General features: G+C 70.2%; 14 protein-coding genes. 5 read left to right on the top strand and 9 right to left on the bottom strand.

Going from position 1 to position 15,566, the window contains the following annotated elements:
- Positions 1–42 precede the first annotated feature (42 nt).
- Positions 43–477, bottom strand: coding sequence for an ArsR/SmtB family transcription factor (locus ESP57_RS16920; RefSeq protein ID WP_129232343.1), 435 nt, complete (start codon positions 475–477; stop codon positions 43–45).
- A 68-nt stretch (positions 478–545) separates the two neighbouring features.
- Positions 546–1,985: a GMP reductase gene (gene guaB1 / locus ESP57_RS16925; protein ID WP_129232344.1), complete on the bottom strand. Its 1,440-nt coding sequence runs from the start codon at positions 1,983–1,985 to the stop codon at positions 546–548.
- A 141-nt stretch (positions 1,986–2,126) separates the two neighbouring features.
- Between guaB1 and ESP57_RS16930 the strand changes: the two genes are divergently transcribed.
- A complete protein-coding gene (locus ESP57_RS16930; RefSeq protein ID WP_129232345.1) occupies positions 2,127–5,903 on the top strand; it encodes a multifunctional oxoglutarate decarboxylase/oxoglutarate dehydrogenase thiamine pyrophosphate-binding subunit/dihydrolipoyllysine-residue succinyltransferase subunit in 3,777 nt (1,258 codons plus the stop codon).
- Between the two features lie 70 nt (positions 5,904–5,973).
- Here ESP57_RS16930 and ESP57_RS16935 read toward each other — a convergent pair whose 3' ends face one another.
- The 3 genes from ESP57_RS16935 to ESP57_RS16945 form a co-directional block, all read right to left on the bottom strand.
- A complete protein-coding gene (locus ESP57_RS16935; protein ID WP_235507798.1) occupies positions 5,974–8,205 on the bottom strand; it encodes an MMPL family transporter in 2,232 nt (743 codons plus the stop codon).
- A gap of 75 nt (positions 8,206–8,280) precedes the next feature.
- Positions 8,281–8,532: a zf-HC2 domain-containing protein gene (locus tag ESP57_RS16940; RefSeq protein ID WP_056014237.1), complete on the bottom strand. Its 252-nt coding sequence runs from the start codon at positions 8,530–8,532 to the stop codon at positions 8,281–8,283.
- Positions 8,529–9,209 carry a sigma-70 family RNA polymerase sigma factor gene (locus tag ESP57_RS16945; RefSeq protein WP_115962196.1) on the bottom strand — a complete coding sequence of 227 codons (681 nt, stop codon included), beginning with the start codon at positions 9,207–9,209 and terminating at the stop codon, positions 8,529–8,531. The genes ESP57_RS16940 and ESP57_RS16945 overlap by 4 nt, the downstream gene beginning before the upstream one ends.
- A 112-nt stretch (positions 9,210–9,321) precedes the next feature.
- Between ESP57_RS16945 and aroA the strand changes: the two genes are divergently transcribed.
- The 3 genes from aroA (at position 9,322) to bcp (ending at position 12,333) form a co-directional block, all read left to right on the top strand.
- Positions 9,322–10,689, top strand: a complete 1,368-nt coding sequence (gene aroA / locus ESP57_RS16950; protein ID WP_056014240.1) for a 3-phosphoshikimate 1-carboxyvinyltransferase — start codon at positions 9,322–9,324, stop codon at positions 10,687–10,689.
- The gene (rsgA, locus tag ESP57_RS16955) at positions 10,686–11,789 is read left to right on the top strand and encodes a ribosome small subunit-dependent GTPase A (RefSeq protein ID WP_056014243.1); all 1,104 of its coding nucleotides are present in this window, start codon (positions 10,686–10,688) and stop codon (positions 11,787–11,789) included. The genes aroA and rsgA overlap by 4 nt, the downstream gene beginning before the upstream one ends.
- A 67-nt stretch (positions 11,790–11,856) precedes the next feature.
- The gene (gene bcp, locus ESP57_RS16960; protein ID WP_115962190.1) at positions 11,857–12,333 is read left to right on the top strand and encodes a thioredoxin-dependent thiol peroxidase; all 477 of its coding nucleotides are present in this window, start codon (positions 11,857–11,859) and stop codon (positions 12,331–12,333) included.
- On the opposite strand, the gene ESP57_RS16965 is transcribed toward bcp, so the two are convergent.
- Positions 12,330–12,800, bottom strand: coding sequence for a hypothetical protein (locus tag ESP57_RS16965; RefSeq protein ID WP_243648566.1), 471 nt, complete (start codon positions 12,798–12,800; stop codon positions 12,330–12,332). The genes bcp and ESP57_RS16965 overlap by 4 nt on opposite strands.
- Positions 12,801–13,004: 204 nt before the next feature.
- On the opposite strand from ESP57_RS16965, the gene ESP57_RS16970 reads away from it, so the two are divergent.
- Positions 13,005–13,253: a WhiB family transcriptional regulator gene (locus ESP57_RS16970; protein WP_022893204.1), complete on the top strand. Its 249-nt coding sequence runs from the start codon at positions 13,005–13,007 to the stop codon at positions 13,251–13,253.
- 36 nt (positions 13,254–13,289) lie between these two features.
- Here ESP57_RS16970 and rdgB read toward each other — a convergent pair whose 3' ends face one another.
- The 3 genes from rdgB to murI are packed head-to-tail and all read right to left on the bottom strand — an operon-like array spanning position 13,290 to position 15,522.
- Complete coding sequence (gene rdgB, locus ESP57_RS16975) at positions 13,290–13,901, bottom strand: RdgB/HAM1 family non-canonical purine NTP pyrophosphatase (RefSeq protein WP_129232346.1); 612 nt, start codon at positions 13,899–13,901, stop codon at positions 13,290–13,292.
- Between the two features lie 5 nt (positions 13,902–13,906).
- A complete protein-coding gene (gene rph, locus ESP57_RS16980) occupies positions 13,907–14,680 on the bottom strand; it encodes a ribonuclease PH (protein ID WP_056014254.1) in 774 nt (257 codons plus the stop codon).
- On the bottom strand, positions 14,677–15,522 hold the full coding sequence (gene murI, locus ESP57_RS16985; protein WP_129232347.1) for a glutamate racemase: 846 nt from the start codon (positions 15,520–15,522) through the stop codon (positions 14,677–14,679). Before murI ends, rph begins: the two co-directional genes overlap by 4 nt.
- Between the last annotated feature and the right edge of the window lie 44 nt (positions 15,523–15,566).

Below are 15,566 nucleotides of genomic sequence, written 5' to 3' on the forward strand. Positions count from 1 at the left end.
TCATCGGTCACCGGTCACCGGCGAGCGGGCATCGGTCACCGGTCAGTTCGAGCGTTCCGCCGCGTCGTCGTCGGTCCACGCCGCGATCGATCGCGCGCGGCGTCGATCTGCCGCGTCCCCGAAGCGGTGGAGGCGCACCCTGGTGCGACGCGGGTCGACGAGCGGCGCCCGGCCCTGCGCGGTGCCGTACCGATGGTCCCAGAGCTCGAAGAGCTCGCAGACGGCGTCGTCGAGCCGCATCAGGAACTCCGAATCGAGGAAGTACCGTCTGGCCCGCGGATCGGCGGCGTCGACATCCGAACGGACCACGCCGCGTTCCCGCAGCGCGGCCAGGTGGTGGGAGACCGCGGTCCGCGAGACCCCGTGCTCGACCGTCACGACGTCGCAGAGTTCACCGGCCGTGTGGTCGCCGACCGCGAGCACCTCGACGATCCGGCGACGGATCGGCTGAGCCATGATCTCGAACGGATGCACCATGGCACCGCAGCGTATCGGCGCGAGCGGCGGATCGGCGGCGCCATCCACAGCCCTGGGGCTGCATCGGTTCACCAGCTGACGGGCAGCGCCTTGCCCTCCTCGTATCCCGCCGCCGACTGGATGCCGACGAGCGCGCGGTCGCGGAACTCCTCGAGCGTGCGCGCACCCGCGTACGTGAACGAGCTGCGCACCCCCGAGGTGATCATGTCGAGCAGGTCCTCGATCGAGGGGCGCAGCGGGTCGAGCGAGATGGCCGACGACGAGATGCCCTCGGCGAACAGCTCCTTGCGCGCCAGCTCGTAGGGCGAGAGCCGGTCGAAGCGCTCGCGCACGGCCTTCGTCGAGGCCATGCCCCAGCTCTCCTTGTAGAGGCGACCGGATGCATCGTGCCGCAGCAGGCCCGGAGCCTCGATGGTGCCCGCGAACCAGGAGCCGATCATGACCGATGCCGCCCCGGCGGCGAGCGCGAGGGCGACGTCGCGCGGGTAGCGCACGCCGCCGTCGGCCCACACGGCCGCGCCGAGCTCCCGAGCGGCCTCGGCCGTCTCGAGCACCGCGGAGAACTGGGGGCGACCGACGGCGGTCATCATGCGGGTCGTGCACATCGCGCCCGGCCCGACCCCCACCTTCAGCACGTCGGCACCGGCCTCGACGAGGTCGGCGACCGCGTCGGCGGTCACGATGTTGCCCGCGACGATCGGGAGGTCGAGCCCGAGGTAGCGAACGATCGACACGGCGCGGAGCATGCCCTCTTGGTGCCCGTGCGCGGTGTCGATCACGAGCATGTCGACGCCCGCGGCCGCGAGCGCCGTCGCCTTCGCCGCGACGTCGCCGTTGATGCCGACCGCGGCCGCCACCCTGAGTCGTCCGCCGGCGTCGACGTTCGGCTCGTAGATCGTGCCGCGCAGCGCGCTCCGGCGGCTGAGGGTGCCGACCACGCGCCCGTGCTCGAGCACCGGGGCGAACTCGAGGCCGGCTTCGACCATGAGGTCGAAGGCCCTGCGGGGCGACGACACGTCGTCGGCGTCGAGGGAGGCGAGCCCGCCGTGCACGAGGTCGCCGAGGCGCGCATCGGGCAGGGCCGTAGCGAGGCGATCGGCGGGGATGCATCCGACGTACTCGCCTCGCGAGTCGTGCAGCACTATGCCGTGACCCGCGATCGGCGGCAGCACCTCGAGTGCGTCGGCGGCCGTGGCATCCGGACTGAAGTCGTGCGGAGTGTCGAAGCGCGGCGACTGCGCCTTGACCGCGCGGATCGCCGCGTCGAGGTCCTGCAGGTGCATGTCCTGCGGCAACACGCCGAGCCCGCCGCGGCGTGCGAGCGTGGCAGCCAGTCGCGGACCGGTGATCGAGTTCATGTTCGCCGACACGAGCGGGATGGAGGCGCCCGAGCCGTCATCGGGCGCGAGCGAGACGTCGAGACGGCTCGTGACGGCGGAACGACTCGGAACGAGGAACACGTCCGAGTAGGTGAGGTCGTGGCTGGGTGTCGTCCGGTAGAACTCCATGCCGCCACGCTACCGCCGCGCCGTGCTCAGGGCTCCATTGAGGGGATTAGGCTGGGAGACGGTGATTCGTCATGCCCGCGCGTATGGCGAGACCACGGAGCAGGTAATTCCAGCATCAATGGAGAGAGTGGGCGAGAGGCTGTGTCGAGCCAATTGACCGGGTCGGGATCCGACGAGACGACGTCGGGCGAATACGGAGCCAACGAATGGCTCGTCGACGAGATGTACGAGAAGTTCCTCGTCGATCCCCAATCGGTCGACAAGACCTGGTGGCCGGTGCTCGAGCACTACCGCCAGGTGAAGACCGAGGGCGCAGACCCGACGACCGGGTCACCGGCGACGGATGCCGCGGCGGCGACGCCCGCGGCTGAGACCGCCCCGCCCGCCGCGCCGGCGGACTCCGCGCCCCCGGCAGCGACGTCGGCCGAGCACGCCGCGCCCTCCACGGCACCCGTGCCCGTCATCGGTCAGACCCCGGCGGCGCGCACGACGTCGGTCGCCCCGCGCACGCAGCCCGTGCCGGCCGATGTGCCCGTCACGAGCCCGCAGCCCGTCGTCGCCGACGCCCCGAAGGAAGACGAGGTCGTCACCCTCAAGGGCATGCCGAAGGCGCTCGCGGCCAACATGGACGCCTCGCTCACCGTGCCGACCGCCACGAGCGTCCGCACGATCCCGGCGAAGCTCATGATCGACAACCGCATCGTGATCAACAACCACCTGCGGCGTTCGCGCGGCGGCAAGATCTCCTTCACCCACCTCATCGGCTGGGCGCTCATCCAGGCGCTCAAGGAGTTCCCGAGCCAGAACGTCTACTACGCCGAGCCCGACGGCAAGCCGAGCCTCGTCAAGCCCGCGCACATCGGCCTCGGCATCGCGATCGACATCCCGAAGCCCGACGGCACCCGTGCCCTACTCGTGCCAGCGATCAAGCGCGCCGAGACGATGACGTTCAACGAGTACCTCGCGGCGTACGAAGACCTCGTCCAGCGCGCCCGCCAGAACAAGCTGAAGGCCGATGACTTCGCCGGCGCCACGGTCTCGCTGACCAACCCCGGCGGCATCGGCACCGTGCACTCCGTGCCCCGGCTCATGCGGGGCCAGGGCTGCATCATCGGCGCCGGCGCCCTCGAGTACCCCGCCGAGTTCCAGGGCGCCTCAGAGAAGACCCTCGCGCACCTCGCGATCGGCAAGACGATCACGCTGACCTCGACCTACGACCACCGCGTCATCCAGGGCGCCGGCTCGGGCGAGTTCCTGAAGAAGGTGCACGAGCTGCTCCTCGGCCAGCGCGGCTTCTACGAGAACCTCTTCGCCGCGCTCCGGCTCCCCTACGAGCCGATCCGCTGGGCGCCCGACATCTCGGTCGACATCGCGAGCGCGATCGACAAGACCGCTCGCGTGCAGGAGCTCATCAACGCCTTCCGCGTGCGCGGCCACCTCATGGCCGACATCGACCCGCTCGAGTACGTGCAGCGCTCCCACCCCGACCTCGACATCGCGAGCCACGGCCTGACCTTCTGGGACCTCGACCGGGAGTTCGTCACCGGCGGCTTCGGCGACACGCGCACCGCACAGCTCCGCGACATCCTCGGCGTGCTCCGCGACTCGTACTGCCGCACCATCGGCATCGAGTACATGCACATCCAGGACCCCGTGCAGCGCAAGTGGATCCAGAACGAGGTCGAGCGCAGCTACGAGAAGCCGACGCACGACGAGCAGATGCGCATCCTCGGCAAGCTCAACGAGGCCGAGGCGTTCGAGACCTTCCTGCAGACGAAGTACGTCGGCCAGAAGCGCTTCAGCCTCGAGGGCGGCGAGTCCGTCATCCCGATGCTCGACGAGATCCTGCAGGGCGCCGCGAAGGAGGGCCTCGACGAGGTCGCCATCGGCATGGCGCACCGCGGCCGCCTGAACGTGCTCACGAACATCGCCGGCAAGACCTACGGCCAGGTGTTCCGCGAGTTCGAAGGCACCCAGCAGTCGAAGGGCTTCTCGGGCTCGGGTGACGTCAAGTACCACCTCGGCACCCAGGGCACCTTCACCGCCGACGACGGGCACCAGATCCCCGTCTCGCTCGCGGCGAATCCCTCGCACCTCGAGGCCGTCGACGGCGTGCTCGAGGGAATCGTGCGCGCCAAGCAGGACCGGAAGCCGATCGGCACCTTCTCGACGCTGCCGATCCTCGTGCACGGCGACGCCGCGATGGCCGGTCAGGGCGTCGTGCTCGAGACCATGCAGATGTCGCAGCTCCGCGGCTACCGCACGGGCGGCACGATCCACATCGTCGTCAACAACCAGGTCGGTTTCACGACGGTGCCGGGCGACGCCCGCTCATCGATCTACTCGACGGATGTCGCGAAGACGATCCAGGCCCCGATCTTCCACGTGAACGGCGACGACCCCGAGGCCGTCGTCCGCGTGGCCGAGCTCGCGTTCCGCTACCGCCAGGAGTTCAAGCGCGACGTCGTCATCGACCTCGTCTGCTTCCGCCGTCGCGGCCACAACGAGGGCGACGACCCCTCGATGACGCAGCCGCTCATGTACAACCTCATCGAGGCGAAGCGCTCCGTGCGCAAGCTCTACACCGAGGCGCTCGTCGGCCGCGGCGACATCACCGAGCTCGAGTACGAAGAGGCGCACCGCGACTTCCAGGACCGGCTCGAGCGCGCCTTCGCCGAGACGCACGCCGCGCAGACCGGCGCCATCCCGATCATCGGGGCGACCGATTCCGCCAAGCCCGAAGAGCCCGCCGCCGGCGAGCTCGAGACCACCGGCGTCTCGACCGAGGTCGTGCACGCCATCGGCGACGCGTTCAACAACAAGCCGTCGGGCTTCACGGTGCACCCGAAGATCCAGCAGCTCCTGACGAAGCGCCTCGACATGAGCCGCAACGGCAAGGTCGACTGGGGCTTCGGCGAGCTGCTCGCGCTCGGTTCGCTCCTCCTCGAGGGCACGCCGGTGCGCTTCGCCGGGCAAGACGCGCGTCGCGGCACGTTCGTGCAGCGCCACGCCGTGCTGCACGACCGGGTGAACGGCCAGGAGTGGCTGCCGCTCCAGAACCTCTCCGAGAACCAGGCGCGCTTCTGGATCTACGACTCCCTGCTCTCCGAATACGCGGCGATGGGCTTCGAGTACGGCTACTCCGTCGAGCGCGCCGACGCACTCGTGATGTGGGAGGCGCAGTTCGGCGACTTCGCCAACGGCGCGCAGACCATCATCGACGAGTTCATCTCGTCGGCCGAGCAGAAGTGGGGCCAGCGCTCGAGCGTCGTGCTCCTGCTGCCGCACGGCTACGAGGGTCAGGGTCCCGACCACTCGAGCGCCCGCATCGAGCGGTACCTCCAGCTCTGCGCCGAGAACAACATGACGGTGGCACGCCCGTCGACGCCCGCGTCGTACTTCCACCTGCTGCGCCGCCAGGCCTACGCCCGCCCGCGCCGCCCGCTGATCGTCTTCACGCCGAAGGCGATGCTCCGCCTCCGCGGCGCGACGAGCGAGGTCGCCGACTTCACGAGCGGCCGCTTCGAACCCGTCATCGACGACGCCCGGATCACCGACAGGGCCGCCGTCAAGCGCGTCGTGTTCGTCTCGGGCAAGATCTACTACGACCTCATCACCGAGCTCGAGAAGCAGCAGAACACCGAGGTCGCCGTCGTCCGTCTCGAGCAGCTGTACCCGCTGCCCGCCGGTCAGCTGAAGGACGTCGCGGACTCGTACCCGAACGCCGAGCTGATGTGGGCGCAGGACGAGCCCGAGAACCAGGGCGCGTGGCCGTACTTCATCATCGAGACGAACAAGCTCGGCGACCGCCCAGTGCGGGTCGTCGCGCGAACGGCTGCGGCGTCGCCCGCCACCGGTTCCGCGAAGCGGCACGCCGCTGAGCAGGCGGAGCTCGTGCGCACCGCGACGACGCTGTAGCGACCCGAACAGCAACGAACGAAGCGAGCGGATGCCCCGGGGCATCCGCTCGCTTCGTCGTTCCGCCTGCTCAGGCCTTGCCGCGCGACAGCTTGCTCGGCCACCAGATGGCTCGCCCGATGTCGTACGCGAGCGCGGGCACCAGGAGCGTGCGAACGAGGAACGTGTCGAGCAGCACGCCGAAGGCGACGATGAACGAGATCTGCGCGAGGAACAGGATCGGCAGCACTCCGAGCGCCGCGAACGTCGCTGCGAGCACGAGCCCGGCCGAGGTGATGACGCCGCCCGTGAGCCGCACCCCCCGGATGATGCCGGACCGCGTGCCGAACCGCAGGGACTCCTCGCGCACCCGCGTCATCAGGAAGATGTTGTAGTCGACGCCGAGCGCGACGAGGAACACGAATCCGAAGAGCGGCACCGACGGGTCGGCCCCGGGGAAGTGGAACACGTGCTCGAACACCAGGGCCGAGACGCCGAGTGCGGCAGCGAACGAGAGCACGACGCTGCCGATCAGGATGAGCGGCGCCACGATGGATCGCAGCAGGAGCATCAGGATCACGAGGATCGCGGCGAGCACGAGCGGGATCACGAGCGTGCGGTCGGCGATCGCCGCGGCGTTGGTGTCGAGCGCGACCGCGGTCTGGCCGCCGACGAGCACGTCGGTGCCGACCTCGTCGAGGTTCGAGCGAAGCTCGCCGACCGTCGCCTCGGCCTCGAGGGAGTCCGACGGGTCGGTGAGCGTGACCTGCAGCTGCACCTCGCCGTCCACGACGGTCGGGGCAGGTGCCGGCGTGCCGGGCGGACCGAAGGCCTCGACGCCGTCGCTCGTGACCGGCGCGGTGCCGGCCGGCGAGTCGGCACTCACGACGGCGACGGAGTCCACGCCGGTCGTGTCGAGCGCGACATCGGCCATCTGCTGCAGCTCGTCCTCGGGGCCGATGACGATCGCCGGGGTGCCCGACCCGGCTGGGAAGTGCTCGCCGAGCATCGCCTGACCGTCGCGCGCCTGCGACTCGCCCAGCACGAACTCGCTCGACGCGACGCCGTCGGCGTCGAGCTGTGCGAGGCCGAGGGACATGGCGCCGAGTGCGAGCACCGAGACGATCCAGACGGTGCGCGGTCGCTTCGAGACGAGTCGGCCGACACCCGCCCAGATGCCCCGATCGGGCAGGTCGGACTCGTCGGGCGCCGAGGCGTCGACGACGCCGGCCGCGTGACGGGCGTGCACCTCGGCGCGGTCGCCGACGTGGGCGACCTTCCTCGGCCAGAAGGCGGCGCGCCCAGCCCAGAGGAGCAGCGCGGGCAGGAGCGTCAGCGCGGCGAGCACGGCGAACACGATGCCGATCGCTGCGACCGGACCGAGCACCTTGTTCGACGTCAGCTCGCTCACGAGCAGGATGAGGAGGCCGACGATGACGGTGCCGCCCGAGGCCACGATCGGCTCCCACGAGCCCTTCAGCGCCGCCCACGTGGCGTCCCACTTGCGTTCGTGGTGCGCGAGGGTCTCGCGGTAGCGCGAGATGTAGAGCAGCGCGTAGTCGGTGGCCGCGCCGATCACGAGGATGAACAGGATGCCCTGCGTCTGCCCCGAGAGCAGCAGGATGTCTGCGCGAGCGAGCGCCACGACCGTGAAGACCGAGGCGCAGAGCGCCGTGAGGCTCGTGAAGAGCACGATGAACGGCAGCAGCGGCGAGCGGTAGACGACGATGAGGATGAGGAACACCGCGGCGAGCGCGACGGCGAGCAGCAGTCCGTCGATGCCGCTGAACGCCGCCGAGAGGTCGGCGGTGAAGCCGGCGGGGCCGGTCACGGCGGCCGTGGTCCCGTCGATCGGGTGCTCGTCCAGCACCGATCGGACCTCGGCGACGATCTCGGCCGGCTTCTCCCCGCCCTCGACCTTCTCGATCGGCAGGATCATCTGGACCGCGGCGCCGTCGTCGGACGCGAGCACGGGCGACGCACCGTCGGCGTTCACGCCGTCGACCGCGAGCAGGTCGTCCCTGAGGTCGTCGATCTCGGCGAGCTGGTCGTCGTCGAGCGCCTCGTCGCCGGCGATCACGACGATCGCCGGGATGTCATTGGAGTCGCGGAAGCCCTCCTGCAGCTCGGTCACCTCGGTCGCCTCGGCCGATGCGGGGAGGAACTGCGCCTGGTCGTTCGTCGAGACGTCGCTCAGCGAGCCGAACGCCGCGCCGCCGGCGCCGAAGAGCGCGAACCAGATGAGGATGAGGGCAGCGGGAATGGCGACGCGCAGCCACGTGGGCACGCGGCGCTTGGCCGTTCGGTCGGAGTCGTCGATCACATCACCGACGCTACGGTGCGGCGGTCATCGCCCGCATCGAACGAACGATTGAGACCGGCACGCCGCTCGGAACCGTCAGGCGACGGTGTGCGTCGACTGGTACAGCCGGATCTGCGACAGCACCTGCACCCGCAGCTGCTCGGGCGCGCTCTCGCGGCACGCGCGCTGCACGACCTCGGTGATCGCCACGCCGACGCGCAGCTCCGCCTGGCAGTCGGCGCAGTTCGCGACGTGCTCGCGGATGTCGGATGCATCCGCCGCCCGCAGCTCGTTGTGCAGGTACTCCTCGAGTTCGGCCCTCGCCTTGTCGCAGCCGCAGTCGGTCATTTCGTGCTCCTGGTGGGTTTGGCTGACTTCTCGCCCGCGGCGAATCCCTGTTCGCGGGCGTAGTCGGCGAGGGATTCGCGGAGCAGGCGCCTGCCACGGTGCAGGCGGCTCATCACGGTCCCGATGGGGGTGTTCATCATGTCGGCGATCTCCTGGTAGGAGAAGCCCTCGACGTCGGCGAAGTACACCGCGAGGCGGAAGTCTTCGGGGAGTGCCTGCAGCGCGTCCTTCACGGCACTGTCGGGCAGGTGGTCGATCGCCTCGGCCTCGGCTGAACGGCTCGCCCGCGCGGTGGTCGACTCGGCGCCGCCGAGCTGCCAGTCCTCGAGGTCGTCGATCGTGCCCTGGTACGGCTCGCGCTGCTTCTTGCGGTAGCTGTTGATGAAGGTGTTCGTGAGGATGCGGTACAGCCACGCCTTCAGGTTCGTGCCCTGGGTGAACTGCCCGAATGCTGCGAACGCCTTGACGAACGTCTCCTGCACGAGGTCCTGCGCGTCGGCCGGATTCTTCGTCATGCGCAGCGCGGCGGCGTAGAGCTGGTCGATGAACGGCAGCGCCTGTTCTTCGAAGAGCTCGCTGAGCGGCCGCGCGGCCGCTTCGCTGTCAGCGGCCCCGGGCTCGGAGGTCTCGGCAGCCTCGGGGTCGGTCGGCGTCGCATCGATCTGGTCGGCAGTCATCACCGGCCATCCTAGATCGTCGACCCCTGTGACCGCGGGGCGTTCGAGTACTCCGATCGACATGCGCAACACCGACTCCTTCCGCGTTTCCGGACGCTACTGTTGATAACCGATGCAGATTTCGAAGTATTCCGCACCCGAATTCGATCCGTACGGCGATGCACGGCAGACCGAGACGGATGACGGGTGGCGCGCGCCGGTCGCCGCGGCCCCGCTCTCCGCGGTGCTGGGCCTGCCCGGCTCGAAATCGCTCACCAATCGCGAGCTCGTGCTGGCCGCCCTCGCCGACGGGCCGTCGACGCTGCGCGCGCCGCTCTGGTCGCGCGACAGCGAGCTCATGGTCGAGGGCCTGCGCGCCCTCGGCACCCGGTTCGAGCGGGTGCCCGGCCACGGCGGATTCGGCGACGACCTCCGGGTGACGCCCGCCGAGGAGCTGCTCGGCTCGACCACCATCGACTGCGGGCTCGCCGGCACCGTCATGCGGTTCCTGCCGCCGGTCGCCGCGCTCGCACTCGGCCCCACGATGTTCGACGGCGACGAGCATGCGCGCCGCCGCCCCATGGCCGGGGTGATCGACGGCTTGCACGCCCTCGGTGTCGACCTCGACGACGACCGGCGCGGCACCCTCCCGTTCACCGTGCACGGCACCGGCTCGGTCGGCGGCGGGCCGCTCGAGATCGACGCCTCGGCGTCGAGCCAGTTCGTCTCCGCACTGCTGCTGTCGGCCCCGCGGTTCGAGCACGGCCTCGACCTGACCCACTCCGGCGAGCGGCTGCCGAGCATGCCGCACATCGAGATGACGATCGAGACCCTCCGTGCGCGCGGCGTCGAGGTGACGAGCCCGGAGCCCGGTCGGTGGACGGTCGCACCCGGACCGATCCGCGCGATCGACGTCGACATCGAGCCCGACCTGTCGAACGCCGCGCCGTTCCTCGTCGCGGCGCTCGTCGCCGGCGGTTCCGTCACGATCACGGGCTGGCCCGCCGCGACCACGCAGGTCGGCGCGCAGCTCGCGCAGATCCTGCCGCTGTTCGGCGCTCGAGTCGAGGTCGAGGGCGACCGGCTCACCGTGCACGCGCCCGAGCGGAGCGACGGCGGCCGCGGCATCCGCGGCGTCGACCTCGATCTCTCGGAGGCCGGTGAGCTCGCGCCGAACCTCGTGGCGCTCGCGGCCCTCGCCGACGGACCCTCGACGATCACCGGCATCGGTCACATCCGTCATCACGAGACCGACCGCCTCGCCGCCCTCACCGCAGAGATCAACGGGCTCGGGGGCGACGTCACCGAACTCGACGACGGCCTGCGAATCGTGCCGGCGCCCCTCCACGGCGGGCCGTGGCGGGCGTACGCCGATCACCGCATGGCCACGAGCGGCGCGATCATCGGCCTCGCGGTGCCCGGCGTCATCGTCGACGACATCGCGTCGACGGGCAAGACCCTCCCCCAGTTCACCGCGCTCTGGGAGCAGATGCTGGCATGACCTGGTGGAGCACCGACGACGACGAGGACGACGAGCCCGAGTTCGACGAGTCCGACGTGCGGGTGCGGCCGAGCCGCCGTGGCAGCAGGCCGCGCACGAAGCAGCGACCCGAGCACGCCGATGCCGTCGCCGGCATGGTGATCGGCGTCGACCGCGGGCGCTACAGCGTGCTGATCGACGAGAACGGCCCCGACGAACGCGTGATCACCGCGGCGCGTGCCAGCGAACTGCGCCGCAAGTCGGTCGTCACGGGCGATCACGTCGACCTCGTCGGCGACACGTCCGGCGAACCGGGCACCCTCTCGCGCATCGTGCGGGTCGGCGAGCGCACGACCCTCCTGCGACGCAGCGCCGACGACACCGACGAGGTCGAGCGCGTCATCGTCGCCAACGCCGACCAGATGCTCATCGTCGTGGCCGCAGCGAACCCCGAACCGCGCATCCGATTGCTCGACCGCTACCTCGTCGCGGCGTTCGACGCGGGCATCCGCCCGCTCCTCGTCATCACCAAGACCGACCTCGCCGACCCGGCCGAGTTCCTCCGCAACTTCGCCGGCCTCGACCTGACCGTCTTCCTCAGCGGTGAGGATTCCATGCCGCTCGACGAGATCGCACGCGTGCTCGTCGGCCACCGCACGGTGTTCGTCGGCCACTCGGGCGTCGGCAAGTCCACGCTCGTGAATGCCCTCGTGCCGAGCGCCAAGCGCGCCACCGGCCACGTGAACGTCGTCACGGGCCGCGGTCGCCACACGTCCTCGTCGACGGTGTGGCTGCGCTTCGACGCCGCCGACCTCCCCGACGCCGACGCACCCGGCGCACGGCCCTCCGGCGCAGAGCCGGGAACCGGCTGGGTCATCGACACCCCCGGTGTGCGCTCGTTCGGCCTCGGACACGTCGATCGGGCGAACATCCTGCGCGCCTTCACCGACCTCGACCGACTGGCCGAGCGCTGCCCGCGCGGGTGCACGCACCTGCCGGATGCCCCCGACTGCGCCATGGCCGAGGCCGTCGCCGCCGGAGAGCTCGGCGAGACCGGCCCGGCCCGCCTGGAGTCCCTGCAGCGCCTGCTCACGACCTTCGCGGGCGGCACCGCAGTCTGACGGGGCAACGCCGGCGTGCGGACTCCAGCGGCGCCGAGGCATCCGTCGACGTGCCTACCATGGAGGTATGACCGATGCACGACTCGCCCCCGGCGACCTCGCTCCCGACTTCACCCTGCTCGACCAGAACGGCGACGCGGTCACCCTCTCGGAGCTCCGCGGCTCCAAGGTGGTGCTCTACTTCTACCCCGAGGCGATGACCCCGGGCTGCACGACCGAGGCCTGCGACTTCCGCGACAACCTGAACTCGTTCGCGAGCGCCGGCATCCGCGTGCTCGGCGTCTCGAAGGACGACGTCGCGAAGCTCGCCGCGTTCGCCGCCCGTGACCGGCTGACCTACACGCTGCTCTCCGACACCGACCTCGCGGTGCAGCAGGCGTACGGCGTCTGGGGAGAGAAGTCGCTCTACGGCAAGATCGTCGTCGGATCCATCCGCTCGACGTTCGTGATCGGCGAAGACGGTCGCATCGAGCGCGCCTTCTACAACGTCAAGGCGACCGGGCACGTGGCGCGACTGCGCCGCGACCTCGGCCTCGACGGCTAGAGCTCGGCCGCCCCGCCCTCAGGACGGGTGTAGGCGAGGCGCACCGGGGCCCACAGCAGGAGCCCGATGACGGTGATGGCGGGCACCAGCAGCGCCCAGCCCACGTCGGGTCGTGCGAACAGGCCCTGGAAGGCGCCGACGGCGATCGAGACCTGCAGGATCTGCCAGACGATCGCCGCCGCCCGCGACCACGGCGCCTGCCGGAGCGATCCGAGCGCCACCGTCACCACCCAGATGGCGCCGATCGCGACGAGCACGAGCAGTGCGATCGCCGTGGCGTACGACGACGGCTCGAGCGAGAACAGGTCGATCACGAGCCAGATCACGAGGGCGACCATCGCTGCGGCTTCGAGGAGCAGCAGCACGCTCACCACGACGAGTGCGGTGCGCACACCGGTATCGGGGGTTGCAACGCGGTCGGATGAGTCGTCGTGCGCCTCGAGGGGGGCATCCTCGCGCGGATTCACAGGGTTATCCCATACACAGCTATTGATTCGATCTCTCCGCTATGCGACCATTTATGAGGCCGAATTGATGCTCACAGGGACGTGAGCCGATCAGTCTCTGATCCTACTTCCCGAGATTCGGCTTTCCCCCTGCAGCAGCCGGTTTCGGCAAGCGCAATCGTGCGCGTCTGCAATCGAAGTACACCCCGCAAGGAGCATCCCCATATGGATTGGCGCGACAAGGCCGCCTGCCTCACCGCAGACCCGGAACTCTTCTTCCCGGTCGGCAACACCGGCCCCGCCGTCGACCAGATCGAGAAGGCGAAGACCGTGTGCGGTCGCTGCACCGTCACCGAGATCTGCCTGCAGTACGCCCTCGAGACCGGTCAGGACTCGGGCGTGTGGGGTGGCCTCAGCGAAGACGAGCGCCGCGCCCTCAAGCGCCGCGCCGCCCGCGCCCGCCGCGCCTCCTAGCGAGTCGGCGGCCGGTCGACCCGGCCGCCGTACCGCTCATCGAGCCGCGCTGATCCGCTCGAGCTCGGGAATGAGCGCCGCGAACGCCCGGGCCCGATGACTGTGCGAGTTCTTCACCTCGGGCGCGAGCTCGGCTGCCGAGACCTCGAAGCCCTCGGGCATGAAGATCGGGTCGTACCCGAATCCGTGCGCCCCCGACTCCTCGAGCGCGATGCGCCCCGGCCACAGGCCGACGGCGGCGTACTCGTGCGGGCCGCCGGCCGCCTCGGGCACCACGAGCGCGATAGTGCAGTGGAAGTGCCCGGTGCGATGCGGGTCGCGGATGTCGCCGAGCTGCGCGAGCAGCAGGTCGAGGTTCGCCTGCGCGCCCCGACCCGGCCCCGCCCATCGGGCGGAGAAGATGCCCGGCGACCCGCCCATGACGTCCACCGCGATGCCCGAGTCGTCGGCGAGGGCGATGCGGCCGGTGTGCGCGGCAGCTGCTCTCGCCTTGATGAACGCGTTCTCCTCGAACGAGGTGCCGTCCTCGACGGGTTCGGGCCCGTCGTAGGCGAGCACCGTGAGCCCCGGCATCCGCTCGCCCAGGATCTTCTGGAACTCGTCGACCTTGTGCTGGTTGTGGGTGGCGAGCACGATCTCGAGGCCCATCGGCGTCACTCCCCCGCTGCCGCGACGGCCTCGGCGAGCACGCGCTGCTGGATGCGGGTGAGCTCGGCGGTGCCCGCGAGGGCGAGGTCGAGCAGCGAGTCGAGCTCGCGGCGGTCGAACGGAGCACCCTCGGCCGTGCCCTGCACCTCGACGAAGAGGCCGCGACCCGTCGCGACGACGTTCATGTCGGTCTCGGCGCGCACGTCCTCGACGTAGGCGAGGTCGAGCATCGGCGTGCCGTCGATGATGCCGACCGACACCGCTGAGACCGTGTCGATGAGCGGCTGGGCGCGCTGGCCCACGAACTTCTTGGCCCGAGCCCACTCGATCGCGTCCGCGAGTGCGACGTAGGCGCCCGTGATCGCGGCGGTGCGGGTGCCGCCGTCGGCCTGCAGCACGTCGCAGTCGATCTGGATGGTGTTCTCGCCGAGCCCCTTGGTGTCGACCACGGCGCGGAGGCTGCGACCGATCAGGCGGCTGATCTCGTGCGTGCGCCCGCCGATGCGGCCCTTCACGGCCTCGCGGTCGTTGCGCGTGTTGGTGGCGCGGGGCAGCATCGAATACTCGGCGGTGACCCAGCCCTTGCCCTTGCCGTTCATCCAGCGGGGCACGCCGTTCGTGAACGACGCGGTGCAGAGCACCTTCGTCTTGCCGAACGAGATGAGGGCGCTGCCCTCGGCGTGCTCGCTCCAGCCGCGCTCGATGGTCACCGCCCGCAGCTGATCGGCGGTGCGCCCATCGGCGCGGATGAGGGTGGTGGGCTCGGATGCCTCGGTCATGCGTTCTCCTGTCGAAGCCGTACGTGGTCTGGAATCGTGACGGCACCCGTCTCCACGAGCTCGACGCTCGGGATCTCGGGGCCGATGAGGCGATGGGCAAGGTCGAGGAACGCGCTCGTCGAGCGGCCCGTCGCCTCGTAGCGGTAGCTCGGCGGAGTCGCGGCGCGGCGTTCGGTGCCGGTGCCGACGAGCACCCGGTAGACGTCGTTCGCCGTCTCGACGTCGCTCGAGACGAGCGCGACCTCCTCGCCCATGACGTAGGAGATCGCGCCCTTCAGGAACGGGTAGTGCGTGCAGCCCAGCACGAGGGTGTCGATGCGCGCCCGCTTGAGTGGCGCGAGGTACTCCTCGGTGACGGCGAGCAGCTCGTCGCCGGTGGTGACGCCGGCTTCGACGAACTCCACGAACCTCGGGCAGGCCCGCGAGAACAGCTCGAGATGCGGGGCCGCGGCGAACGCGTCGTCGTACGCGCGTGAGCTGATGGTGCCTGCGGTGCCGATGACGCCGACCCTGCCGGTCTTCGTCGTCGCGACGGCACGACGCACGGCGGGCTGGATCACCTCGACGACGGGCACGTCGTAGCGTTCGCGAGCATCGCGGAGCATCGCGGCCGAAGCCGTGTTGCAGGCGATCACGAGCATCTTCACGCCCTGCGCAACGAGGTCGTCGAGCACCGCGAGCGCGTAGCCGCGCACGTCGGCGATCTTCTTCGGCCCATAGGGCGAGTGCTCGAGGTCGCCGATGTAGAGGATCGACTCGTTGGGCAACTGGTCTTTCACGGCCCGGGCGACGGTGAGCCCGCCGACCCCGGAGTCGAAGATCCCGATCGGTGCATCCGTCACGACATGCAAGCGTAGCGGTCCTCGCTGAGCGCACCCTCCTCGAT

It is taken from the genome of Agromyces fucosus (genome assembly GCF_004134865.1).
GTDB classification, from domain to species: domain Bacteria; phylum Actinomycetota; class Actinomycetes; order Actinomycetales; family Microbacteriaceae; genus Agromyces; species Agromyces fucosus.